The sequence below is a fragment of the Frigoribacterium sp. R86507 genome, from assembly GCF_044597695.1.
In the GTDB taxonomy this organism is placed as follows: Bacteria; Actinomycetota; Actinomycetes; order Actinomycetales; family Microbacteriaceae; genus Frigoribacterium.
Map to the genome: position 1 here is coordinate 1,723,282 of NZ_CP139002.1, position 24,760 is coordinate 1,748,041.

Below are 24,760 nucleotides of genomic sequence, written 5' to 3' on the forward strand. Positions count from 1 at the left end.
CACCCCGCACGCCGAGTGGGCTGGGGATGTTCTTCGTCCGTGTACGGAGGGCATCTTCTGCCCACTCGAGCGGAGGGAGGACGGGGCGGGCAGGGAGGCGCGGGTCAGGCGAGCGCGGCGGGGTCGAGGCCGTGCTGCTCGACCTGGATCGCCTGGCGGATCGTCAGCGGGTAGATGCGCGACAGCTCGGGGTTCGACGGGTCGCTCGAGATGTACGCCACGCTCTCGACGTGCTGTTCGAACGCGTTGACCTTGTCGCGCGGTGCGCCCACCACGAGCTGGAAGCCCAGCGAGGTCAGCGCCGCCAGGGCCCGGCCGGTGTACTCGGCATCCGCCTTGACGAAGCCCTCGTCGAGCACGATCGGAGCGTAGGTCGGCACCCGGTCGGTGCCGTCGCCCAACCGGAACCGCAGCGCGGCCCCGAGCACGAACGCGATGAGCTCCTGCCCCTCGCCGCCCGACTTGCCGGCGACGCCCTCGTGCACGATCTGCGTGCCGTCGGCGCGGGTCTCGATCGCCCGGAACTGGTAGTGCTCGCGGGCGTCCAGCACCCGGCGGCGCCAGGCGTCGCCGACCTTCGACTTCTCCTCGAGGTGGGCGAGGTCGCGGCGGAGCCTCAGGAACCGGCGCTCGACCTCGGACGCATCCCGCGCCTCCGGGGTCTGCGCCTGTGAGGACCGTCCGTCCGAGGACCGTGCCTCGGACGTGGCATCGGCCCCGCCGGTGTGCTCTCGCAGGGTGCGCTTGAACTCGAGCAGGTCGCCGTTCGACACCGGCCGCGGCTCGATGTCGAGCGTCGAACCCTGACGGAACTCGATCGACCGCAACGCCTGCGAGATCGGGCGGACGCCACGACGGATGACGTGGCCGTCCTCCTCGATCTGGACGAGCAGCGCCCGCAGGCTGTCGCCCACGTCGCTGCCGGCTCTCTCGAGCCACCGCTGCTTCGCGTGCGGCAGGTCGTCCTCGACGAGCTGCCGGTGGATCGCCCGGACCGCCGGCAGGCTCTCGATCGTGGCATCGATGCCCGCGGTGCGGTCGAGCTCGAGGTAGCGCTCGAAGACGACGACGAGCGTCGACTCGGCGTTCGCCCGGTCGCGGTCGTGCGCGTCGACCTGGGCCCGCAGCTGCGACGCGGCGTCCCGGTGGAGCCGGGCGACGTCGGTCGCCTCACGCGGTGCGGCGAACGGCAGCGGGGCGAGCAGCGCCCGCTCGTCGTCGCTCAGGGGCTCGGCGTCGGCGGCGTCCGCGAACTCGTCCTCGATGTCGACGAGCGTCGCGTGCTTCTCGTCGAGCTGCGCGAGGACCTGGTCGATCTCGGCCAGGCGGCGGGTCGCGGCGGAGCGGTCGTCGTCGTGCTGCGTGGCCTCGGCCTGCAACGTCGCGAGCTCGGGACGCTCGACGGCGATGCGGTCGAGCTGCGCGCGCAGGTCGTCGAGCCTCGCCTGCGCGGGGGCGGTGTCGAGCTCGTCCCAGGTGAACTCCTTCGCCCGGGCGACGGCGTCGGCGACACGGCGGCGGTCGGCCGCCTCGGCCTCGATCGCGTCGTACTCGCCGCGGACCCGGGCCAGCACGGCCTCGAGGTCGACGATCTCGTCGCCGAGCTCGGCGATGCGCGCCGCGTTGTCGAGGCCGATCCACGAGCGGGTCGACCGGTCGTCCTTGATCACACGGTCGCGCGACCCGGTGCGGAGGCCCCGTCGGGTGACGGCACCGCGGGTGCCGGCCAGCCGCGGGTCGTCGAGGTCGTCGGGCCCCTCGACGCAGAGCACGCTGCGGTCGGCGACGAGTTCGTCGTGCAGCCAGCCGCGGAACGGGCTGGCCGGGTCGAGTCGCACCATCGCGGGCACGGTGTGGTCGACGGGCGAGAGCGTCGGCTCGGCCCCGGCGGTCGCCGGCACGAGCGTGACGCGTCCGCGCACGTCGTTCTCGTCCACCCAGCGGCGCACGGCGTCGAAGTGCGCACGGTCGACGAGGAGGTGCGTGGCGAGATCGCCGAGCACGCGCTCGATCGCGACGGCCCACCCGGTGTGCTCGGGCGCGACCTCGAACAGCTCGCCGGCGTAGGGCAGGCTCGACACCGGCACGCCCGCCCCCTCGGCGATGCGGCGACGTCGCTCGATCGCGTCGTCGGGTACGTTGCTGCGGCGCTGCTCGAACGAGCGCTTCTGCTTCTCGAGGGCGGCGAGGGCCCGCTTCGTCTCGCCGATGCGGGCGGCGAGGTCGCTGCGGGCGTCGGCGGTCGCGGCCCGGGCCGCGGCGTCGTCGGCCGCGAGGCGGTCGGCGCGCTGCCCGAGGGCGACGAGCTGCTCGTCGTTCCGGGGGAGGGACTCGCCGCTCCCGTCCAGGGCGGCGGCGAGGCGGCCGCGGGTGCGCTCGACGGCGGCGAGCTCGGCCTCGGCGGCGGCCACGTGCTCGCGGAGCGACTGCGTGGGATCGCCCCCGAGCTCGCTGATCCGCGCGAGGGCCTGTTCACGGGATCGGAACGCGAGCTGCTCGTCCGCCTGGGCGCGCCTCCGGCGTTCGCCCTGCTCGCGCTTCTCGGTCGTGACGCGGTCGACCTCGCCACTGACCCAGCTGCCGACGCGTTCGGCCAGCCAGACGCGCAGGCGGCTGGGCCCGTCGGCGTCCGCGAGCAGGCGGCGCTTGGCCGATCCGTCGCGGCCGGCGAGCTCGTAGCGGTCGGCGAGCGTCGGCACGCCCTCGAGCACGTCGAGCTTCTTGCGGGTCGTCTCGAACACGTCGTAGAGCGCGGACGCCTCGCGGTAGGTGGCGAGCGTGGTCTCCCACCGGCTGAGCGCCTGCGGCTGGACGAGCACGAACTGCTTGAAGAGGTCGTCGATCGAGAACACGCCCTTGGACGCCTGTGCCCGCCGCAGCAGGGTCAGGGCCTTGAGCTGCGACTCGTCGCTGCCGCCGATGCCGAGCTGACCGCAGAGCTGCACCCGCAGTTCGGGCTGCGACGAGGTCGCGAGGTCGTGGGCGGGGTCGAGCAGCCGGGCGAGCGAGCCGCGGGTCAGCGGGTTCTGGCTCGTGCCCTCGCGGGTCACCTCGGAGAGGCGGCTGAGGTCGAACCGGCCCTGCACGAGCAGGTAGACGCTCGCCTGAGTGACGTCGTCCTGGCTCGCGGTGTCCTCGCCGATCCAGGCGACGCGGACGGCCGTGACGGTCTGGCCGAGCTCGGTCGACCAGGTGATCGCGGCACCGCTCGGGAACGCCTGGCCGAGCGGTCGCAGGAACCGCGTCGTCGTCCGGTCGGAGGCGGCGTCGCGCACCTCGTCGGTCTTGCCGCGGGCGTAGCTGTAGACCGTGCGCTCGGACCGCTGGCGGCTGTCGTCGCGGGCGGCCCGGTTGAACTCTTGCGGGTTGGGCATGATGACCGCGGCCATCGCGTCGAGCACGGTCGACTTGCCGCGGCCGGTGGGGCCGAGGATGGCGATGCCGCCGCGTCCCACGGGCATGCGGTGCAGGCCGGCGTAGCTGCCCCAGTTGAGCAGCTGCACCTGCTCGATGCGGTACTGGCCCGAGTGGAACATGCCGAGGTCGGGGGAGGTGTCGGCGATGCTCATGCCTGGGGTGCTTCCGGGTCGGTGGCGGTGTCGGCGTCGTGCGGGGGCTCGAGGTCGAGGTCGAGCGGGACGGCGGTCGGGTCGGGTTCGGTCTCGGGGGCGTCCTCGGCCCGGGCGTCGGGGCCGTCGTCGTCCTCGTCGGGGTCGGGTTCGACCTCGGGTTCGACGGCGATGTCGTCGGCATCGTCCGCCGCGTCGGCCTCGGCGCGCGCGTCGCCCGGTGCGTCGACCTCGACCTCGCCCTCGCCCTCGCCGGTCACGTCGCCCTCGACCCCCGCCGCCTCGAGGTACACCCGCTCGAGGTGTGCCAGCCGGTCGGCGGTCATCAGCGGCACGATCGCGGGCGAGACGACGAACAGCTCGGGATCGTCGGGCTCGGCCGTGAGCAGGTCGCGGGCGACGAGCGCGGCGATCGCGGCGTCGACCCGGCGACGGGCCCGCACCTCGTCGGAGCCCGAGTCGTCGTGGTACCGCCCGAGGAACTCGGCGACGGAGTCCTTGGAGATGACGACGGCCTCGTCGAGGCCGTCGGTGAAGGCGTGCTCGCGGCGGGCGAAGACCATCAGCAGCGAGGCGTCCCGCGACAGGGGCTTCTCGCGGCGCAGCAGCACGGGCACGTCGTCCTCGCCGCTCTGCCGCTTGAAGGCGACCTCGTGGTCGTGGTCGACGACGAGCACGAGGAACATCTCCTCGAGCCGCGCCCGGATCTCGGGTTCGTGGGCGAGCAGGCCGGCCCAGGCCTCCTGCTGCCGGGCGCGGGACACGAACCGGTGGGTCAGCAGCGTGACCAGGGCCTTGCGTCCGGCCAGCGGCAGCGCGTCGGTGCCGCCACCCGCCGCGACGGCGTCGTCGTCACCGTCGTCGAAGGCGTCGCGGGAGGCGCGCGTCGACTCGTCGACGGAGGGTGCGGTCGCCTCGGCGAAGGAGGCGCGGGTCGCCTCGTCGACGCCGGTCTCGTCCGAGGGGGCTTCGGGGCTCATGCGAGGTCCTTCGTGCTGGTCGTGCTGGTCGTGAGGTCGGGTGCGGCGGACTCGGCGTCGGGCGGGCCCGCGGCATCGCGCCGGAAGACGAGGCGGGGCAGCGTGACCTGCCGGCCCGCGCCTCCCGGGTTCGTGCCTTCTGGGCCCGCGTCCGACGACGCGCCGGGACCGGTGGGATCGCCGGCGAGCTCGACGGTCTCGGTGTCGTCGCCGACGACGCCGCGTTCGAGCGCCAGGTCGAGCATGCTGAGGACGAGCCCGAGACGGCGGAACTCGGGCTCGGTGGCGCGGTACACGTCGACGCTCGTGACCTCGTCGCGGTCGGCGAGCAGCCGGTCGATCGTCGCGGAGACGGCCGCCGTGCTCGTCCCCGAGGTGAGGCGGAGGGCGGCCCGGTCGGCCTCGGGCAGGGTCGCGTCGCCGATCGTCACCTGCACGTCGACCGTCGGCCGCGCGCGATCGGTGTGCAGCTGCACCTGGCTGACGTCGCGGACGTCGAGCGCCCCGAGGCCCAGCCCGTCGCCGTGCTCGGCCGGCAGCACGGCGTGGCCCGGCCGGCGCTCGGCCCAGACGCCACCCGCGTGCAGCGCCCGGTCGGCGAGGGTGAGCAGACGCTGCTGCTGGTCGGAGCCCGACCTGCTGAGGAAGCGCCGCAGCGAGGACGTCCAGCGACCGTAGGTCTCTTGCACGCTCTGCTCTTCGGCGAGCAGCGACGAGATGAGCGACTCGAGCTGCGTGCGCTGCCGCTCGGTGAGCTGTTCGGCGGCGTCGGGTTGAGCGAGGACCTTCTCGATGTCGGCCCGCATCACGTCGATGCCGCGCGACGACAACATCTGGGCGAAGCCGCGGTAGGCGCGTCCCTCGGGGGTCTGCTCGAGCAGGTCGTTGTCGCGCAGGTACTGGTCGACGAGCGCGCCCTTGCCGACGTGTTCGGACGACGCCCGGCGCGCGACCTCGCGGTGTCGCTGCTCGACCATGGCGCCGAGCTGCCGGAAGTCCTCGGGCAGCGACGCGGTGAGGCGGACCACCTCGCGGACCTGTCGGCGCAGCACGTCGGGAGCGGTGGGTTCGGTGCCGTGCCGCTCGATCTCGGCCTTGCGGCGCTCGAGCTCGGCGATCTGCTCGTCGAGGCGCGCGAGCTGCGACTCGCGGCTGGGGTCGGCGAGGCCCGCGAGCTGCCCGACGGCGTGGGCGATGCTGCCGAGGCGGGCCTCGCTGACGGCGTTGTCGCGCTCGACGAGGTCGCGCACGAGACGCAGCGCCTTGAGCGCGTGCGGCGACAGGCGGTACTCGGCGCGGGCGTCCGGTCCGGAGGCGCGGGTGCGGACGAGCCAGCGGCTCTCGACCCAGCTGCGGCAGTACTCGGCCGGGGTGGTCTTCTGCTCGGTGGGGGCCGGGATGGCGACGGGCGTCGGGGACGCGGGCCGCGCCTCCTCGGGGTCCCGCTCGGTCGTCGCCGGCTCGGTGGCGGCCTGCTCGGGTGACCCCGGCTCGGACGCCGCCTGCTCGGACGCGGCCTGCTCGGCGGCGTTCTGCTCGAGGGCGTCGGCGACCTGCCGGTGGAACCAGTCGGCCGACACCGGACCCTCGGCGTGCTCGAGGTGGCGGGAGAAGAGCGGCAGCATCCACCGGGCGTTGTAGCCGCGGAGCAGGGCCCAGGTGGGGTCGTCTTCGTACGCCGCGCGCACGTCGTCGCGGCTCAGGGCGTCGTCGTGCCCCGGCGGGTGGTTCACCAAGCAAGACCTCCGGCAATCGTCGGACGACGATACCAACTGGCGACGCTCCGCTCGGCGACGGTGTCGCTCGTCGTCCGCAGAGGCCAGGATGTCGGGATGGGGATCAGGTCGAGGCGAGGCGTCGTGGCGACCGTCGTCGTGGCCGTCCTCGTGCTCGGCGCCGGGTGCGCGAGCTCTCAGGACCTGCTCGACCGGTTCGAGTCCCGCATGGAAGGTGTCGACGGCGTCGTCGAGATCGAGACGGCCGGGACCGACTCTCCCCTCGGCGTCGCTGAGGCCCAGGCCACGGTCGTGGTCGAGGACGACCTCTCCGACGACGACCTCGAAGCCGTCGCGGAGCGCATCAGGCCGTTCGTGGTCCGCAACGTGGGCGACTCCTCCGGCTGGCAGTTCGTGGACGTCCGGCGAGGCACCGTCTCGTTCGAGGTGCTCGCCGACGAGGGCGACACGGCGGCACAGCTCGACCTCGCCCGTCGCGTCGCGAACGACCCGGTCTTCGCCGAGATGTCCCTCACCACGCACGCGTTCGGCGAGGGCCGGGCGATCGGAACCGACTCGCCTCGGCAGGGGTTCGGGATCACGGTGGTGCCCTCGGACTCGTCGGACGTCGTCTCGGCCTGGAAGCGGGCCCGCTCCCTGCGGCACGCCGCGGCTCAGCTGACCGACGTCGACGTGACGGCCTGGAGCCCGGACTCCCGCCGGTTCGTCACCGAGAACGTCAGCGGGTTCCCCGCGGTCCTCGACGACCCCGCGACGTCCGACGTCGTCCTCGACGCCGCCGACCAGGGGCGTCTGCTCGATGCCGTCGGGGCCACCGACCTCGGGCCCGGGCGGGTCGACGTCCTGCCGGAAGGCATCAGGGTCGATCTCGACACACCGACCGTCACGGGGTACCACTCGCCGGACGAGGTGGCGGAGGCGTCCCCTCGAGCCGCCCGGATCGCCGGCGCCCTCGTCGCGATGTCGGAGGTGCCCGGCACGTCGATCGGCTTCGTCGACTCACCGGACGAACGGCGGGAGCTCGACGGCGACCTGTCCGCCGCCGAGTCGTTGGTGGACGTCGTGGCGCCCGGCACGGTCACCTACTCGGCGATCAGCGCCCGGTCGGTCGAGGTACGGACGTCGGGACTCGACGGCGTCGTGCCCGCGATGCAGGCCATCGGGGGTTCCGCGGCCGTGTCCGGGATGGACGAGATCCGCGTCTCGCCCGGTGGAGCCGACCGCAGGGGTCTCGCGTTCTCGGGCCGCCCCGAGGCGCTCGCCCTGCTCACCGCCGTCGCGGGCGCGATCGTGGCCTCTCCCCGGATCGAGGGCCTGGCCGTGACAGCCACGGCGGGTCGAGTCGGCATCGAGCTCGGTGACACCGTCACCGACGCAGCTCTCGCGGACGTCGTCACGGCTGTGAGGACGGCACCGGCCGGGACCGTCGTGTCGTTCCGACGAGACGTCCGAGCGGCGGCCGACCTCGCCACCGAGACGGTCGGGCAGGGGGCGACGAGCGACTGCTCGGCGCTCGACGCCGATGACGCGGCATCGTGCGAGATCGTCCGGTCCGCATGGGGTGCGTGATGGCCGGTGCGGTGCCCGGAACCCTCGCCGTGAGACGCGGCCCCGCGGCGGCCGTCCTGGCCCTGGCGGTCTCGCTGGCCGTGACGGGGTGCGCGGCCGGGGCGAGGGCGCCGGGCAAGACGGCCTGGACGTGGACGACGCCAAGACGGAGACGATGGCGATCGAGAGGTCGGTCGTGGACTCCTTCCCGGCGGCCGAGGTGGTGTCGGTCGATCAGGCACCCACTGGCGTGCTGCTGAGCTGTTCGGATGACACGTACCAGTGGACGGGCCGGGTCACGGTGCAGATGGACGGTGCCTCGGAGAGGGCTGCCGTCCTCGACGTCATCGCGGGCGCCTTCGACGACCGGGAGGGGTACGACTCCGCGATCGACGAGCAGACCGGTGACCCTCGCCTCCTCGTGACGGGCCCAGGCGGTGCGGCCTACGTGGGTCGCTTCGACGAGGCCTCCCACCTCGTGACCCTCGCCTCGGCCTCTCGGCGCTTCGCGCTGCACGAGGGCGAGAACTCGTACGACACGTACTGATCGTCATGCTCGTAGGGGTACGAGCCACGAGCCACGTTCCTGGGATCGACGTCACCACCACCGTCGCGAGACACGGCGTCACCATCCGTCACGAAACGTCACGTCGTTCGTGTGGCGCAAGCCCCGGGCCGAGGATGACGGGACGCGGGGTCGCCGCTCGCCGGCGCCCCGCACCGATCCGTCGTCGAGGGCAGGGGAGTCGTTGTGACCAGCAGGAACACCCGTCCGACCGCGGCCTCTCGCCGGACGCCGAGCGGCCTCTCGTTGACGCTGCTGCACACCGCGGGCGCGTCGTGAGCGGCGTCGGCGACACGGCCCTCGACCCGGGGGGCTCGAGCGAGGTCGGTTCGACCCCGACCGTCGAGGTGCGCGGCACCGTCGTCGTCCTGCTCGGGGCCGGCGAGCGAGCGGACGACTTCGCGAGGCTCACCGACCGTCTCGTCTTCGACGGGTACCGGGTCGAGCTGTTCGACGACGTCTCCACCGACGTCCGCGCCGTGCGGGCGGGTGTCGAGCGGCTCGTGCGCGACCGGGCACTGCCGAGACCCGTCGTGCTGCTCGGCTCCGACGTCGGGGCGACCCTCGCGGCATCCGTCGCGGCCGACTCGGTCGCGGCCGTGGACGCGGTCGTGCTGACCGGCGTGCTCACCCCGGCCTCGCGACGAGGCCTCGGGTCCGACCGGCGCGACGACCGGACCCGGAGGGCCCTGCCGACGGGGTTGTCCCTGCCGGCCGCACGGTCGGTGGTGCAGCCCACCCTGGTCTTCCACGGCGACGGGGACCGGGTCACCGAGGTCGCGGACGCCGTCGCCTGGGCGGCCCAGCTGCCGCGGGGTTCGGTCCGCCTCGTCGGCCAGGGCGGGCACGATGTCTTACGGGGCCCCGGCCACCGCACGGTGACGGCCTCGATCGTGCTGTTCCTCGAACGGCAGCGCAGTGACGACCCCGTGCTCGTCGACGCGTTCGCGGCGCGCACGCCCCGGCCGACGTGACGCGACGTGTTCGCGGCGCGCACGCCCCCGTCGACGTGACGCGTCGTGTCCGCGTGTGTCGGCCGGGCTGGCACCCCGGGCCCGAACGGTGCACGATCGAACGATGACCTCGCCGATCGACCACGCCGACCCGACACCCGTCGTGCACGTGCTGCACGACAACGACGAGTGGCTGCCGCCGCTCGTCGCCGCGCTCGACGCCGCGGGGGTGCCCCACCGCGAGCACCTGCTCGACGGAACGTCCTTCGACCTCGCCGCCGCGCCTCCTGAAGGGGTGTTCTGGTCGCGGTTGAGCGGCTCGGCCCACACGCGCGGTCGGGGAACCGCCAAGGAGGTCGCCCGCGCGACCCTGCGCTGGGCGGAACGGCACGGACGCCGGACGATCAACGGCAGCGATGTCGTCGAACTCGAGGTGAGCAAGGTCGCGCAGTACCTGGCGCTGGCATCGGCCGGGTTCGACGTGCCCGCGACGACCGCCGTGTTCGGCACCGCCGACCTCAAGGCGCGGGCCCGCGAGCAGACGTTGCCGTTCATCACGAAGCACAACCAGGGCGGCAAGGGCCTCGGGGTGCGCCGCTTCGACGACCTCGACTCCTTCGACGCGTACGTCGACGGGCCCGACTTCGAGGTGCCGGTCGACGGGATCACCCTGCTGCAGGAGTTCCTGCAGGCCGAGGAGCCCTTCAACACGCGCGTCGAGTTCGTCGGCGGGCGGTTCGTCTACGCCGTGCGGGTCGACACCTCGGCCGGCAGCTTCGAGTTGTGCCCCGCCGACGCGTGCGTCGTGCCCGACGGCGCCGACCCGGCCACGTTCGCCCCGTTCGCCGTGCGGCCGTCGGTCACCGCCGAGCACCCGCTCGTCCGGCGGCTCGAGGCCTTCGTCGCCGAGCACGGCATCGAGGTCGCCGGCATCGAGTTCATCGAGACCGTCGACGGTCGCTTGGTGCCGTACGACGTCAACACGAACACCAACTACAACCCCGACGTCGAGCGGTCGTCGTCGGTGTCGGCCGCGGCGACGCTCGCTGCCTGGCTGGGCGAGGTGCTGGCGGCGGAGTACGCCGCGACACCCGCCTGACGCCGTTCACGGCGACGCCCGCCTAGCCGTTCACGCGGACATCTGCCTGGCGTCGTTCACGGCGACACCGCCGAGTGGACACGGCACCCCGTCGTGCCGCGGTGCCTCGTCCTCTCGGCGGTGTCACCGGCCGGGGGCGTCAGGGGCCGGCGATCAGGACGACCAGGGCCCAGGCGGCGGGCAGCAGGGCCACGGCCATGATCACGTCGGCCACGAGGAGCGCGGTCACGCGGGCCTCGCGTCCGGCAGGGGTCGGCGACCCGTCCGGTGTCGCCGTTTCACGGGCGGGCGTCGACGGGCGAAGCGCGCGCAGGCAGACCACGGCGCCGATCACACCGGCCACAGGCACGATCGCGACGGGGACCCAGCGGACGGCGTCGTCGGCGCCCCACGGGACGGCTACGGCGACCACGGTCGAGATCAGCCCCACGGCCAGGGTGACGACGGCCGTGCGGGTGGCCCGGTCAGCCCGGTCGACCGCGCGCTCAGAACGGATTGCACACCCCCGTGCTGAAGACGAGCTTGATCGCCGCGGCGACGGCACGCTCGTTCGACTTCATCTGCCCGGAGAACCGATCGATCTCGGCCTTGAGCTGAGCGTCGCAGGCACAACTGAAGTAGCCACGGTCGCCGTAGCACTTGTCGTGCCGCTCGCAGAGGCGGTCGAGTGTGTCGACCGCCGTCCCGCCGCCGTGGCCGGGTCCGCACCAGTTGCCCCACACCGGGAAACCTGCCGCGACCCGCGCACCGTCGGAGGGCTGGCTGGCCGAACGGATACTCACCATGTCGTTGAAGGCTTCTCCGGCGAGGAGCGTCTCAGGAGAGGCCCCGGCCTGGGTCGCCGCGTCGACGTCGAAGGTCGAGGTGCCGGTCGCGTCGGTGACGATGAACGGCTCGGTGGCCTGCACGACGGTGTCCACAGCGTTGGGTGCGACGGTCTCCGCCGCCGACGCCGAGGTCGCCCCGCCGATCAGTGGGGCGAGCAACCCGATCGATGCGGCGATGACCACGGCGGTGCCCGCCAGTCGTCGCATCGGGGAACGGACAGGAGACCTCGTCGTCGATGTCATGATTCGACCGTACAGACCTGTCCGATCATCTACCACCCTTATGGGGGGTTCTCCTCCTCTCGGGGGAGGCAGGGGCGAGCCCCTCCCGAAGCGCTGCGTCAGCGGCGTTCAGGAGGCGCGGGTGGTGCCGGCGAGGTCGCGAACGCCACGGCCGCGAGGCCGGTCAGCACGACCGCACCGATCGTCACGGGTGCGAGCGGCCCGGCGAACGCCCCGGCGAGCCCGACGGGTGTGCCGAGGCCGACGACGAGCTGGCCGATCACCAGGAGCACGAGGCCGAAGCCGGAGCCGAGCAGGCTCACCCGGGCCAGGTCGTGCAGTCGTCGGGCGTCGTCGGCCAGACGACGGGTTCCCGTCGGCTCGGACGAGAGTCGGCGTCGCATCCGCACGAAGAGCACCGACGCGACGACCGACAGCAGCAGTGGGATCGCACTGCCGATCGTGAGGGCGGTCTGCACGACGCCGAACAGGGCGTCGGTGCCACCGGGGGAGGGTGGGGTGCTCATCGGACTCCGTTCGAGCGGGGTGGTGGGTTCACGGGCGACGTCGTCCCCGAGGGGTGCTTCCGACGGGCCGGGGGACCACGACGTCGCCCGTGCGCGACCGTCACGGGCCGACTCGCCGCCGAGCCGACCGGACATGACGACGCCGACCAGGCGGGAGGCGAGGTCGGCGTCGTGGGCCGTGCGGCCGGGTGTCTAGTAGCGAGGCTTGCGGGCGGGCCGCTCGCCACCCTGCGACCGGTCGGGGCGGTCGTCGCGGCGGGGCGCGCCTCCTCGGCGGTCGGGCTTGATCTCGATGAGCTTGCCGCTGATGCGGGTGTCGCTCAGGCGGTCGAGCATGTCGGTCGAGACGTCCGAGGCGAGTTCGACGACCGAGAAGTCGGGACGGATCTGGATCGCCCCGAAGTCGTCGCGGCTCAGGCCGCCCTCGTTCGCCAAGGCGCCCACGATCTGACGCGGCTCGACACGGTGACGACGACCGACCTCGATGCGGTACGCCGTCATCGGCTTCGACGTGCGCGGTCCGCGCTCGCGGCGCTCGCCCCGGTCGTCGTCGCGGCCGCCGCGCGGGGCACGGTCGTCGCGCTCGCGCAGCGGACGCTCGTCGCGCTGCGGTCGCTCGTCCTTCGGGTCGAGCAGCAGGGGCGTCTCGCCCTGGGCGACCACGGCGAGAGCGGCGGCGACGTCGGCCTCGGGCACGTCGTGGTGCTCGACGTAGTGGCTGATGATGTCGCGGAACGCCGAGATGCGGCTGTCCTGCGACAGGGCCTCGGTGATCGCGTCGTCGAAGCGGGTGAGCCGGGTGCTGTTGACGTCCTCGACGGTCGGCAGCTGCATCTGCGTGAGCGGCTGGCGGGTGGCCTTCTCGATCGCACCCAGCAGACGACGCTCGCGCGGCGTGACGAAGCTGATCGCGGCACCGCTGCGGCCGGCACGGCCGGTGCGACCGATGCGGTGCACGTACGACTCGGTGTCGATCGGAATGTCGTAGTTGACGACGTGGCTGATGCGGTCGACGTCGAGACCACGGGCTGCGACGTCGGTCGCCACGAGGATGTCGAGCTTGCCGCTCTTCAGCTGGTTGACCGTGCGCTCGCGCTGGGCCTGGGCGACGTCACCGCTGATGGCCGCGGCCGAGTAGCCGCGGGCGCGCAGCTTCTCGGCGAGGGTCTCGGTCTCGCTCTTGGTGCGGACGAAGATGATCATGCCCTCGAAGTTCTCGACCTCGAGGATGCGGGTCAGGGCGTCGACCTTCTGCGGGTACGACACCATCAGGTAGCGCTGGGTCGTGTTCACCGAGGTGGTGGTCTTCGCCTTGACCGTGATCTCTTCGGCGTCGTTCAGGTACTGCTTCGAGATGCGACGGATCTGCGGCGGCATCGTGGCCGAGAACAGCGCCACCTGCTTGTCGTCGGGGGTGTCGGCGAGGATCGTCTCGACGTCCTCGGCGAAGCCCATCTTGAGCATCTCGTCGGCCTCGTCGAGCACGAGGTACTTGAGCTCGCTGAGGTCGAGGGTGCCCTTGGCGAGGTGGTCCATGATGCGACCGGGCGTGCCGACGACGACGTGGACGCCGCGGCGCAGGGCGCTCAACTGCACGCCGTAGGCCTGTCCGCCGTAGACGGGCAGGACGTGGACGCCACGCATGCCGGAGGCGAACTGCTCGAACGCCTCGCAGACCTGCAACGCGAGCTCGCGCGTCGGCGACAGCACGAGCGCCTGCGGCTTCTTGGCCGAGACGTCGAGGCGCGACAGGATGGGCAGGGCGAAGGCCGCGGTCTTGCCGGTGCCGGTCTGCGCGAGGCCGACGACGTCGCGGCCGTCGAGCAGGGTGGGGATCGTGGCGGCCTGGATGGCCGAAGGGGTCTCGTAGCCGATCTCACGGATGGCCTTCAGGACCTGGTCGCTCAAGCCCAGATCGGCGAACGTCGGCGTCGTGTCGGCTTGCTCTGTGGCGTCGCTCGGGGCTTGCTCGGTGGTGTCACTCATGGTGCAACGGTAGCTTGTCCGGGGCCTCCGCCGTTGCTCTCGCCCGCGAGGCGGGTCGAGTCACGCCGGTGCGGGGGGCAGCAGCGCCACGGCGAGCGTGGCCACGACGATCACCGTGGCCAGTGCCGAGGTCGTCACGGCGACCCGGCGCAGGGCCCGTGATCGGCCCGGCCGTCGCCCGACGGTGGCCGACAGCAGGGCCGTCACGGCGAAGGCAGCCGAGGTCAGGCCGACCACCGGCGCCGATGCTCGTCGGCCCCGAGCGAGGTCGAGCGGGAACTCGGCGGCTCCCTCGTGCAGTTCGGCCCAGCCCCACGCGACGTACCCGGCGGTGGCGACGGCCGACAGAGCGAGTGCGAGGGCCGGCCGGTGGGGGATCGGCTCGCGATGGACGTAGACCGTCGGGGGAGCTCGCCGAGGGTGACGCCGCGGCTGCAGGATCGGGTCGTCGGGTTCGAGCGTGTCGTCGAGGGGGAGCCGCCCCTGGCGGCGGAGCACGATCACCTCGTCGACCGGTCGCGGGCGCCTCGAGTACGGAATCTGCTTCCTCGCAGGGGACGACACGGTCGTTAGCCTACCGGTCGTCTGCCCAACGGGCGGACCTCGACGTCGGTGGCCCGAAGTAGTCTTCTCGACGACCGATCCCGCCCCGCGACACCCCGAAGGACGACGTGCAACCGACGTACCGCACCGCCAGCGGTCGGCTCTTCCAGGCCGATTGCCTCGAGGTCCTCGCCGAGCTCGACGACGAGTCGGTCGACCTCGTGTTCGCCGATCCGCCGTTCAACCTGGGCAAGGTCTACGGGGCGGGCATCGACGACTCGCTCGACGAGGACGCCTACCTGGCCTGGTGCCGCCGGTGGATCGCCGAGTGCGTCCGGGTGCTGCGGCCGGGCGGGTCCTTCTACCTCTTCAACCTCCCCCGCTGGAACATCGAGCTGGGCCACGTCCTCAACGGCGAGGGCATGACCTTCCGTCACTGGGTCGCCGTCGACATCAAGTACGGTCTGCCGATCCCCAACAAGCTCTACCCGTCGCACTACTCGCTGCTCTACTACAGCAAGGGCAAGCCGTCCCGCTTCGTCCGACCCCGCCTCCCGATCCAGGTCTGCCGTCACTGCGGCCGAGACATCAAGGACTACGGCGGCCACCGCAGCAAGCTGCACCCCGACGGCATCAACCTGACCGACGTCTGGCTCGACATCCCCCCGGTGCGACACCGGGCGACGAAGACCCGAGGGGCGAACGAGCTCAGCGAGAAGCTCCTCGAGCGCGTGCTGACCATCAGCTCCGAACCCGGCGACCTGGTCCTCGACCCCTTCGGCGGGTCGGGCACCACCTACGCCGTGGCCGAGAAGATGCACCGTCACTGGGTCGGTGCCGAGATCGGCGACGTCGGCCCGATCATCCGCCGCCTCGAGGGCGAGGACGCCCAGGTCGAGCTGCCGGGGCGCGGAGACACCGGGCGCGGGCTGGCGGCCGGGGCAGAGCGCTAGTCGCTCGAGGTCGCGGGGTCCACCGCGGGTGGGACGGATCGGACCGGTGTCGAGAGGGCGACCCCGGGCAGACGCGGTGAGGTGGGGTCCGCGAGGCGCGGCCGCTCCGGGGCGGGCGCCGGTTCCGAGGCGCTCTCGGAGGCGGACGGAGCCACCGGGATCGGCGCGGTCCTGATCGCGGGTGCAGGCGATGCGGGCGGCGCGACCGGCGGCGTCGGCGCGGCCGACGTCTCCGCGGCGACCGTCGGCACGATGACGCTGATCGGCGTCGTGTCCGTGTGCACCGACTGCACCCGCACGCGCTTGGCCCGGCGCAGCCACCGTCGGGCGCCCGGGGTCGCGAGCAGGCTGCCGAGGACGAGTCCGGCACCGATCGCCAGCGTCGTGAGCATCGAGAACACGAAGTCGACCTCGGCGCCGTCGTTGCCCGCCATGAAGTTCAGCAGCGACGAGGCCACGGCGAGCGACGGCAGCAACGACCCGCAGAACGCCGGCACGGCGATGACCGTCGCCGCCGTCCGCAGACGTGCCGCGGCCACGGTCGAGAGCGCACCCAACAAGGTCGCCGCGACGAACGTCGCTCCCATCAGCGGCAACCCGAGGTGCCGCAGGGTGAAGAGCGAGAGGTTGCCGACCAGGGCGACGCCGATCGTGATCGGGATCATGCGGGCGGTCGACCCCTGGGCGATCGAGTTGGCCGACGCCGCGGCGAAGCTCGAGATGAGCGAGAGCCACAGCGGCAGCGCCTGCAGGGTGATGTTCGTCGGATCGACCTCGATGTCCGCGAACCGGGCGGTCACGGCGAGGCCGGCCGGGATGCCGCAGACCACCCCCGCGACGATCAGCCCGATCACCAGGGCGCGGCCGACGGCCATCGACCGAAAGCCCGAGATCGCGTCCTGCGCCCAGGTGACGATCGTGGGGTGCGGCAGGACGAGGACGACCACGGCCGCGACCATCGCCGCGGCGCCTCCCGGGGTGAGCAGCCCCGCCCAGATGCCGAGCGTGCCGAGTGCGGCCGTGGACGCGGCCTGCAGGCCGATCACGAAGAACTGGGGGATGCCGCGGGCGGTCAGCCCGCGACCCGACGCCATGATGCCGATCATCACCACGAAGGCACCGACGGCGGCCTGCCACGTGCCGCCGGCCTGCAGGGTCACGGACACGCCGAGCAGGCCCATCGCCAGATCGGTCAGCCACGACGGCCAGCGGGGCGGGGACTTCAGCACCTCGACGAGGCCGGCCACCGCCTCGGTCATGTCGCGGTCGTCGTGCAGCAGGTCGTCGACGATCTGGTAGACCCGCGACAGCCGGTGCAGGTTCGACCCCTCGGCGTAGATGACCCGGGTCTTGACCAGCGGGTTCTCGCCGGCCGGGGCGTACTGGATGGTGATCGCCGTGCCCGTGATGTCGAGCTCGAGCGGGGCCAGGTTCCACTTGGTGCTGACGGCCACGATCGCGACCTCGGTGCTGCGGACGTCGGCCCCGGACGACAGCATGACGTCGCCCAGGTCGAGGCAGAAGTCCACGATCTGACGCGGCGAGTAGAGGTCGCCCCCGATGCCGTGCTCGGGCGTCGTGCCCTCGTAGATGGTGCCGCGCAGCCGGGCCCGGACGTCGCGCAGCTCGAGCTGGTTGACCAGTCGTGACTGGGCCGGACCCCGCGGCTTGCCCTTCGGCGCCTTGGGCACCCGCGGCGGGCGGGGCCTCACCGGGGTGGGCCGCTCGGGCCGCCTGGCGTCTGACACGCTGACCTCTTCCTCGCTCACGACCGGCCGGGCCGGGGCACCGCCGAGGCGGTCCCGCGGACCCGTCCGTCGAGTCTAGGAGGCGCGGCGCCGGTCGTCCGGGCCCGTCACGTCGCGCAGGCCGGCGGCCCTAGGACGCGTGGTCGGAGTCGTCGTCGTCGCCGCGGTCGGCGCGCGGCTCACCCGCGTCACCTCGCTCGCGCCCGGCGTCGGCCATGTCGTCGTCAACGCCGACGAACGGCGACTGCGTCTGGGCCACGATGGCCTGGGAGGTCGAGCCGAGGATGACGCCGGGGTCGACGCCCTTCTCGTGGGCGAGGGCGGCCGTCAGGCCGGCCGCGAGGCTGCCGCCGGCGACGCCGAGGGTCGCGACGACGTCCTCCTGCCGAGGGGTGAACGGCTGGTCGGACAGTTCGGCGACGACCTCGCGCAGGTTCTCGTCGCTGGCCTCCACGGCCTCGGGGTCGCCCTGCGTGATGGCCGCGGCCTGCGACACGACGGCGAGCGCGAGTGCGGCCGCCTCTTCTTCGGGCGTCCGGTCCGTGGGCTCGTTCGTGTCCTGATCCATGGGCCGACCGTACGCTCGGCGCGCCCGGCGGCCTGTCAGGTGGCGGGGCCCGGGGTACGGGTCGATCAGCCGACACGGGAATGCGAGGAGGCGCGCGCGGCTTGGACCACGGATGAGCACCACCGAGACACCCCAGACCGACAGCACCCCGACCGCCGCCGGTGAAAGCGTCCCCGGCACCGCCCTCGTCGTCGGCGCCAGCGGCATCACCGGCACCGCCCTCGTCGAGCAGTTGACGCGCGAGGGGTGGGACGTCCTCGCCCTCTCGCGCCGCGCCTCCTCGTCCGCGGGGGTGACGGGCATCGCCGCCGACCTGACGAGCGCCGAGAGCCTGCGCACTGCGCTGGCCGACGCGAAGCCGACGCACGTGTTCTTCGCCGCGTGGCAGAAGCGCGACACCGAGGCCGAGAACATCGCCGTCAACGGCGCCATGGTCCGCGACCTGCTGGCCGCGCTCGACCACGCCCCGGTGCGCCACGTGTCGCTGGTCACCGGGCTGAAGCACTACCTCGGCCCGTTCGAGGCCTACGGCACGGGGAACATGCCCGACACGCCGTTCCACGAGGACGAGGAGCGCCTGCCCTACCCGAACTTCTACTATGCGCAGGAGGACGAGCTCTTCGCCGCCGCCGAGCGCCAGGGCTTCACGTGGTCGGTGCACCGCTCGCACACCGTCATCGGGTTCGCCGTCGGCAACGCCATGAACATGGGGCTGACCATCGCCGTGCAGGCGGCGCTGAGCAAGCGCCTCGGCCGCCCGTTCGTCTTCCCCGGCAGCGAGACGCAGTGGAACTCGCTCGTCGACGTCACCGACGCGGGAGTCCTCGCCGAGCAGATGATCTGGGCCGCGACCGACCCGGCCGGTGCCGACGAGCCGTTCAACGTCGTCAACGGCGACGTCTTCCGCTGGCGCTGGCTGTGGCCGCGCCTCGCCGGCCACCTCGGCATCGACCCCGCGCTCGTCGAGGGCTTCGAGGGAGAGCCGCGGCCGCTCGAGCAGCAGATGGTCGGCCTCGAGCAGGAGTGGCGCGACCTCGTCGCCGAGCACGACCTCGCCGAGCCCGAGCTGTCGCGCGTCGCCTCGTGGTGGCACACCGACGGTGACCTCGGTCGCGACATCGAGGTCGTCACCGACATGGGCAAGGCCCGCGACGCCGGCTTCACCCGGTACCGCCGCACCGAGCAGGCGTTCGTCGACCTGTTCGAGCGGTACCGCGCCGCCCGCCTCATCCCGTAGGCGCGATCGGCCGAGGAGGCGCGGGTCGGCGGCAGGGCGGGTGCGGGGGCCGCACGGGGGATGCACAGAGGATGGCCAGGGCCGCGCGTCCCGGGCGTCGGTACGGTCGGCGAAAGCGACCCATCCGAGACGGAGCCGACATGACCCGCCCGACCCGCGCCTCCTGCGCCGCCCACCCGTCCACCGCCTGCGCCACGCCGGCGACGGCGATCGGCCCTACCCGATGAGGGTCACCGACACGAGCGACCTGTGGTGGAAGACCGCCGTCTTCTACAACCTCGACGTCGAGACCTACCTCGACTGGAACGACGACGGGGTGGGCGACCTCGAAGGTCTCGCGCACCGCCTCGACCACCTCGCCGAGCTCGGCGTGACCTGCCTCTGGCTGGCGCCCTTCTACCCGTCGCCGCAGCAGGACAACGGGTACGACATCTCGGACTACTACGGCGTCGATCCGCGCTACGGCCACCTCGGCGACTTCGTCGAGGTCGTCCGCACCGCCAAGGACCGCGGCATGCGCGTGATCGTCGACCTCGTCGTGAACCACACGAGCGACCAGCACCCGTGGTTCCAGGCGGCTCGCAACGACCCCGGCAGTCGCTTCCACGACTACTACCAGTGGCGCGACGACGTACCGGACGACCAGCCCGAGAACATGTTCCCCGACGTCGAGGACGGCGTCTGGTCGTACGACGAGACGGCCGGCCGGTACTACCGGCACTCGTTCTACTCGCACCAGCCCGACCTCGCGACCGACCGCCAGGAGGTGCGCGACGAGATCGCCAAGGTGATCGGCTTCTGGCTGCAGCTCGGCGTCGACGGGTTCCGCGTCGACGCCGTGCCGCACCTGATCGACACCGAGGAGGGCGCCGAGCACGAGTTCCTGCGCGCTCTGCGCGGGTACGTGTCGCGGCGCAGCGGCACCGGGATGATGCTCGGCGAGGTGAACCTGCCCTACGACGAGATGGTCGCGTTCTTCGGGGAGGACGACGGCGACGAGCTCACGATGCAGTTCGACTTCGTCGCGAACCAGGCCCTGTACCTGGCGCTCGCCCGACAGGACGCGGCGCCTCTCGCGACCGCGCTCGCGTCACGACCGGTGTTGGCACGCGGCAACCAGTGGGGCAACTTCGTCCGCAACCACGACGAGCTGACCCTCGACCAGCTGAGCGAGTCCGAGCGCGGCGAGGTGTTCGAGGCGTTCGCCCCGCTCGAGTCACAGCGCATCCACGGCCGGGGGATCGTCCGTCGCCTGCCACCGATGCTCGACGGTGACCCTCGTCGCGTCCGCATGGTCTACAGCCTCATGTTCTCGACGCCCGGGGCGCCCGTGCTGTTCTACGGAGAAGAGATCGGCTTGGGCGAGAACCCGGCCGTGCCGGGTCGCGGTGCCGTCCGCACGCCCATGCAGTGGACCGACGAAGCCGGCGGCGGCTTCTCACGAGCAGACGCCGACGACCTGGTCGCGCCCGTCGGGGCCGAGGGGTGGGCGCCCGAGCACGTCAACGTCTCGCGTCAGCGCCATGAGCCCGACTCGATGCTGCGCTTCGTCCAGAACCTGGTCCGGCACTACCGGGCGTCGCCCGAGATCGGCTGGGGCACCCTCACGATGCTCGGCACGGGTCACCACTGTGTGCTGGGCCACGCCGTCGTGGGCAGCACGGGCACGCTCGTCGCCGTGCACAACTTCGCGTCCGACGGCCGCTCGGTCGACCTCGACCTCGGCGTGCTCGGTCTCGACGGCTCGGTGCGCGTCGTGGACCTGCTCGCCGACCTCGCCACGCCCGAGGCGCCGACCACCGACGGCCACCTGCGGATCGAGCTCGAGGGCTACGGGTTCCGGTGGCTACGCGTGCTGCGGCCGGGCGAGAAGCGGCTCGTCTAGCGGACGGGCCCCAGCCCCGAGGAGGCGCGGTGCCGGTGTCGAGACCGGCGCCGCGCCTCCTGCGTCCTCGACCCGCGCCTCAGGCCCTCTACGCCCGCGGGTCGGCGCGCTCGGCGTCGACGATCGCGTCGCTCGGCACCGGCCGGCCGCGGCGCGAGACGAATGTCACGAGCCAGAGGACGACGCCGATCGCGAGCAGGCCGCCGGCGATCGTGTACTGCTCGGCGCCGCGACCGGAGGACACCGGCAGCACGAGCCAGAGGCACGCCACGACGCCGATGATCGGCAGCACCGTGCCCGCCCGGAAGTGCTTGTGCGTCACCGTGTCGCGCCGCAACACGAGGACGACGACGTTGACCAGGGCGAACACCGACAGCAGCAGCAGGGACGTCGTGCCGCCGAGCACGGCCACGATCGGGGATTCGGGCGACAGCGAGACGTAGCCGATCAGCACCAGGCTGAGCGCCGTCGTGAACACGATCGACGCCCACGGGGTCTGCCGTGTGGCGTGCACCTTGCCCAGGAAGCCCGGCAGGACGCCCTGCTTGCTCATGCCGTAGAGCAGTCGGCTGGCCATCATCATGTTGATCAGCGCGCTGTTCGCGACGGCGAACATCGAGATGAACGGCAGCAGCCCGCCGATCGGGAAGTCCGGGGCAGCGGTGTTCACCACCGTGACCAGCGGTGTCTCGTTGTCGGCCAGTTCGCCGATCGGCACGATCGCCACGGCGCAGATCGAGACGAGCACGTAGATCACCGCGGTGATGCCCAGACCGGTCAGCATGACCTTCGGGAAGATGCGGCTCGGGTCTTTCGTCTCCTCCGCCATGTTGACCGAGTCCTCGAAGCCGACCATGGCGAAGAACGCGAGCGACGTCGCCGTGCTGACGCTCAGGAGCAACGACTTGTCACCGGGCGTCTCGAACAGCACGACCTGGCCCCAGTCGGCGTTGCCGCCGGCGATGAACCAGAACCCGATCAGGATCACCATGACGAGGCCCGACAGCTCGATCAGGGTGAGCACGACGTTCGCCTTGACGCTCTCGCTCACGCCGCGGAAGTTCACCGCCATCACGAGCAGCATGAACGCCATCGCGATCAGCATCACGGCCGAGTTCGACAGTTCGACGCCGATGCCCGCCGCCAGGTTGGCCGCGAACGCCCGTGACGCCGTCGACGCGCTCGTGATGCCCGAACACATCACCACGAAGCAGACGATGAACGTCACGAAGTGGATGCCGAACGCCTTGTGCACGTAGAGGGCCGCACCGGCGGTCTGCGGGTACTTCGTCACGAGCTCGAGATACGAGAACGCCGTCACCAGCGCCACGGCGAACGCGATCAGGAACGGCAACCAGGCCGCACCGCCGACCTCGGCCGCGACCTGCCCGGTCAGGGCGTAGACGCCCGTGCCCAGGATGTCGCCGACGATGAAGAGCAACAGCAGCTTCGGGCCGATGGCCCGCTTCAGCTCGGTGGGACTCTCACCCGTGTCGGTCGTGGGCGGCTGGGCCTGGTTCGTGGGCGGCCGGTTCGCGGGCTGCTGGTTCGTCGTCGACATGCTGACCTCCGGGGCGCATCGGTGTGTCTCGGGCGTTCCGGTCATCCTGCTCCCGTCGTCGCGGCGACGGAAGAGGAGGCCGCACATCGTCACGGCCCCGAAACGTGCGAGGGCGTCCGCCCCACGGCGAGGAGGCGCGGGCCGGCACACGGGGACGCAGGCGGTTCCCGAGCCACGCGTCGTACCCTGAGCCCATGTCGGTCCGCCTGTCCCCACCCCAGTCGGCGACGCCCGGCCCCGCCCCGACGCCCGGGGCCCCCGACCCGATGACCCCCCGCACCGCCGGCCTGTGGGCCGCCCTCGCCGGCATCGTGTCGATGGCCGCGTTCCTCGCCGCCGCCGAGGTCGTCGCCCTCGTCACCGGACCCACCGGCAGCCCGCTCTTCGCCGTCGGCTCCGCCGTCATCGACCTCGCCCCGGCCGGCGTGAAGGACACCATGGTGTCGCTGTTCGACACCGGCGACAAGGTCGCCCTCTTCGTGCTGATGGGCGTGCTGCTCGTCGTCATCACCGGCGCGGCCGGCTACGGCGAGTACCGCCGCCAGCCGATCGGCAAGATCGCCTTCGTGGCGGGCGGGGCGCTCGCCGTGATCGCGGTCCTGACCCGCGCGGACGCCGGCCAGGTGGACGCCATCCCGAGCCTCGTCGGCACCTTCGCGGCCGTGCTGCTCGTCGACAAGCTCGCCTCGCGCCTGCGTCGGTGGGTCCGTTCGACGTCGCCCGGGTGGGCCGAGCAGACGCAGCCCGTCCCGCCGCTGCGCGGGCCCGGGCTCGAGCGCCGGTCGTTCCTGACCTACACGGTGGTGGCCGGCGTGGCCGCGGTCGTCGTCGGCACGGGGGCGCGCGTGGTGAACGCGGGCCGCGCGAACGCGGCGGCGCTGCAGCGTGCCCTGACGCTGCCGCGCGCGAGCGTGACCGAGGCCGCGGTGCCGGCCGGCGCCTCCTTGGACGTCGAGGGCATCACGCCCTACGTCACGCCCAACGCCGACTTCTACCGCATCGACACGGCCCTCCAGGTGCCGTCGATCGACCCGGCCGACTGGAGCCTGCGCATCCACGGCCTGGTCGACCGCGAGGTGTCGATCTCGTTCGACGAGCTGCTCGCCCTGCCGCTCGAGGAGCACATGGCGACCCTCAGCTGCGTCTCGAACGACGTCGGTGGAGACCTCATCGGCAACGCGCTCTGGCTCGGCTACCCGATCCGCTCGCTGCTCGAGCGGGCGGGCCCGAACGGCGGCGCCGACATGGTGCTGTCGCGCAGCGTCGACGGCTTCTCGGCCGGCACCCCGCTCGACGTGCTGCAGGACGAGGGCACCGACGCGCTGCTCGCGGTCGGCATGAACGGCCAGCCGCTGCCGCTCGAACACGGCTTCCCGGTGCGGATGGTCGTGCCCGGCCTGTTCGGCTACGTGTCGGCGACCAAGTGGGTTGTCGAGATGGAGGTCACGCGCTTCGCGGACGCCGAGGGCTACTGGACGCCGCGCGGCTGGGACGCCCTCGGGCCGGTCAAGCTCGAATCGCGCATCGACGTGCCCCGAGACGGGGGATCGGTGGACGCGGGGACGGTCTCCATCGCGGGCGTGGCCTGGCAGCCGCACACCGGGGTCGAGGCGGTCCAGGTGCGGATCGACGGCGGCTCGTGGCTCGACGCGACGCTGGCCGACTCGGTGTCGGCCGACACCTGGCGCCAGTGGGTCTACCGGTGGGACGCCGGGGCGGCCGGGTCGGGGTCGCACACCATCGACGTGCGGGCGCAGGGCGCGGACGGCACGTGGCAGCCCGAGGCGTACGTGCAGCCGGCTCCGAACGGTGCCGAGGGGTGGCACCGCGTGACCGTCGACGTCGCCTGACCCGGCGGACGAGGAGGCGCGGGTGCCAGGGTGGGAGGTCGCGGCCCCTCCGCCGCGCGGCCCGCTCCCGGCGCCGCCGCCCGATCGAAGGAACCACCATGCCCACCATCGTCCACCTCGAACTCCACGTCGACCCCGCCCGGCTCGACCTCGCCCACGAGATCGCCCGCGAGACCCTCGTCGCCACGCGTGCCTGGCCCGGCTGCGAGGGGCTCGAGGTGCTGATCGACGACGCCGACCCGTCCGTCATGATCGTCGTCGAGACCTGGGCGTCGTCGGCCGACCACGACGCCTACGTCGCCTGGCGGGCCACGCCCGAGGGTGCCAACCGTCTGCCCGAGGTGCTGCTCGCCCCGCCGACCACCCGCACCTTCGCCGAGACGGTGTCGCTGGCTTGAGGTCC

At 72.6% G+C, this 24,760-nt stretch carries 20 protein-coding genes; 9 read left to right on the forward strand and 11 right to left on the reverse strand.

Annotated features, from left to right (window positions below; genetic code table 11):
• Positions 1-104 precede the first annotated feature (104 nt).
• From SJY14_RS08225 to SJY14_RS08235, 3 genes are read right to left on the reverse strand one after another with little or no spacing between them, the layout of a single operon-like run.
• Entirely contained in the window at positions 105-3,569 is a 3,465-nt protein-coding gene (locus SJY14_RS08225) for an ATP-binding protein (protein WP_396598661.1), read from the reverse strand.
• Positions 3,566-4,549: a DUF4194 domain-containing protein gene (locus SJY14_RS08230; RefSeq protein ID WP_396598662.1), complete on the reverse strand. Its 984-nt coding sequence runs from the start codon at positions 4,547-4,549 to the stop codon at positions 3,566-3,568. Before SJY14_RS08230 ends, SJY14_RS08225 begins: the two co-directional genes overlap by 4 nt.
• A complete protein-coding gene (locus tag SJY14_RS08235; protein ID WP_396598663.1) occupies positions 4,546-6,282 on the reverse strand; it encodes a DUF3375 family protein in 1,737 nt (578 codons plus the stop codon). The genes SJY14_RS08230 and SJY14_RS08235 overlap by 4 nt, the downstream gene beginning before the upstream one ends.
• Positions 6,283-6,408: 126 nt before the next feature.
• On the opposite strand from SJY14_RS08235, the gene SJY14_RS08240 reads away from it, so the two are divergent.
• The 4 genes from SJY14_RS08240 to SJY14_RS08255 all read left to right on the forward strand — a co-directional run bounded on the left by SJY14_RS08240 (position 6,409) and on the right by SJY14_RS08255 (position 10,450).
• On the forward strand, positions 6,409-7,854 hold the full coding sequence (locus SJY14_RS08240) for a hypothetical protein (protein WP_071255397.1): 1,446 nt from the start codon (positions 6,409-6,411) through the stop codon (positions 7,852-7,854).
• A gap of 175 nt (positions 7,855-8,029) precedes the next feature.
• A complete protein-coding gene (locus SJY14_RS08245; RefSeq protein WP_396598664.1) occupies positions 8,030-8,380 on the forward strand; it encodes a hypothetical protein in 351 nt (116 codons plus the stop codon).
• Positions 8,381-8,673: 293 nt separating this feature from the next.
• The gene (locus SJY14_RS08250) at positions 8,674-9,372 is read left to right on the forward strand and encodes an alpha/beta hydrolase (RefSeq protein WP_071255399.1); all 699 of its coding nucleotides are present in this window, start codon (positions 8,674-8,676) and stop codon (positions 9,370-9,372) included.
• A gap of 103 nt (positions 9,373-9,475) precedes the next feature.
• Positions 9,476-10,450: a RimK family alpha-L-glutamate ligase gene (locus tag SJY14_RS08255; RefSeq protein ID WP_071255507.1), complete on the forward strand. Its 975-nt coding sequence runs from the start codon at positions 9,476-9,478 to the stop codon at positions 10,448-10,450.
• A gap of 139 nt (positions 10,451-10,589) precedes the next feature.
• Here the strand turns inward: SJY14_RS08255 and SJY14_RS08260 are convergent, their stop codons facing one another.
• From SJY14_RS08260 to SJY14_RS08280, 5 genes are all read right to left on the reverse strand, one after another.
• The gene (locus SJY14_RS08260; protein WP_071255401.1) at positions 10,590-10,880 is read right to left on the reverse strand and encodes a hypothetical protein; all 291 of its coding nucleotides are present in this window, start codon (positions 10,878-10,880) and stop codon (positions 10,590-10,592) included.
• Between the two features lie 55 nt (positions 10,881-10,935).
• Positions 10,936-11,520 carry a hypothetical protein gene (locus SJY14_RS08265; protein ID WP_396598665.1) on the reverse strand — a complete coding sequence of 195 codons (585 nt, stop codon included), beginning with the start codon at positions 11,518-11,520 and terminating at the stop codon, positions 10,936-10,938.
• A gap of 98 nt (positions 11,521-11,618) precedes the next feature.
• A complete protein-coding gene (locus SJY14_RS08270; protein WP_396598666.1) occupies positions 11,619-12,026 on the reverse strand; it encodes a hypothetical protein in 408 nt (135 codons plus the stop codon).
• 192 nt (positions 12,027-12,218) lie between these two features.
• Complete coding sequence (locus SJY14_RS08275; protein WP_043594821.1) at positions 12,219-14,012, reverse strand: DEAD/DEAH box helicase; 1,794 nt, start codon at positions 14,010-14,012, stop codon at positions 12,219-12,221.
• Between the two features lie 60 nt (positions 14,013-14,072).
• Complete coding sequence (locus SJY14_RS08280) at positions 14,073-14,576, reverse strand: hypothetical protein (RefSeq protein ID WP_143048600.1); 504 nt, start codon at positions 14,574-14,576, stop codon at positions 14,073-14,075.
• A gap of 107 nt (positions 14,577-14,683) precedes the next feature.
• Here SJY14_RS08280 and SJY14_RS08285 point away from each other — a divergent pair, with 107 nt between their 5' ends.
• The gene (locus SJY14_RS08285) at positions 14,684-15,508 is read left to right on the forward strand and encodes a site-specific DNA-methyltransferase (protein WP_071255405.1); all 825 of its coding nucleotides are present in this window, start codon (positions 14,684-14,686) and stop codon (positions 15,506-15,508) included.
• Here the strand turns inward: SJY14_RS08285 and SJY14_RS08290 are convergent.
• Positions 15,505-17,256, reverse strand: a complete 1,752-nt coding sequence (locus SJY14_RS08290; RefSeq protein WP_255364197.1) for a threonine/serine exporter ThrE family protein — start codon at positions 17,254-17,256, stop codon at positions 15,505-15,507. The genes SJY14_RS08285 and SJY14_RS08290 overlap by 4 nt on opposite strands.
• 130 nt (positions 17,257-17,386) lie before the next feature.
• A complete protein-coding gene (locus SJY14_RS08295; RefSeq protein WP_396598667.1) occupies positions 17,387-17,824 on the reverse strand; it encodes a hypothetical protein in 438 nt (145 codons plus the stop codon).
• 112 nt (positions 17,825-17,936) lie between these two features.
• Here SJY14_RS08295 and SJY14_RS08300 point away from each other — a divergent pair, with 112 nt between their 5' ends.
• Together SJY14_RS08300 and SJY14_RS08305 are read left to right on the forward strand one after the other, a co-directional pair.
• Entirely contained in the window at positions 17,937-19,061 is a 1,125-nt protein-coding gene (locus tag SJY14_RS08300) for an SDR family oxidoreductase (RefSeq protein ID WP_071255409.1), read from the forward strand.
• Between the two features lie 223 nt (positions 19,062-19,284).
• Entirely contained in the window at positions 19,285-20,946 is a 1,662-nt protein-coding gene (locus SJY14_RS08305) for an alpha-amylase family protein (protein WP_396598668.1), read from the forward strand.
• Positions 20,947-21,034: 88 nt separating this feature from the next.
• On the opposite strand, the gene SJY14_RS08310 is transcribed toward SJY14_RS08305, so the two are convergent.
• Positions 21,035-22,507, reverse strand: coding sequence for an APC family permease (locus tag SJY14_RS08310; RefSeq protein ID WP_396598669.1), 1,473 nt, complete (start codon positions 22,505-22,507; stop codon positions 21,035-21,037).
• 194 nt (positions 22,508-22,701) lie between these two features.
• On the opposite strand from SJY14_RS08310, the gene SJY14_RS08315 reads away from it, so the two are divergent.
• Positions 22,702-24,357 carry a molybdopterin-dependent oxidoreductase gene (locus tag SJY14_RS08315; RefSeq protein WP_396598670.1) on the forward strand — a complete coding sequence of 552 codons (1,656 nt, stop codon included), beginning with the start codon at positions 22,702-22,704 and terminating at the stop codon, positions 24,355-24,357.
• Between the two features lie 98 nt (positions 24,358-24,455).
• A complete protein-coding gene (locus tag SJY14_RS08320; protein ID WP_071255413.1) occupies positions 24,456-24,755 on the forward strand; it encodes a putative quinol monooxygenase in 300 nt (99 codons plus the stop codon).
• Positions 24,756-24,760 lie beyond the last annotated feature (5 nt).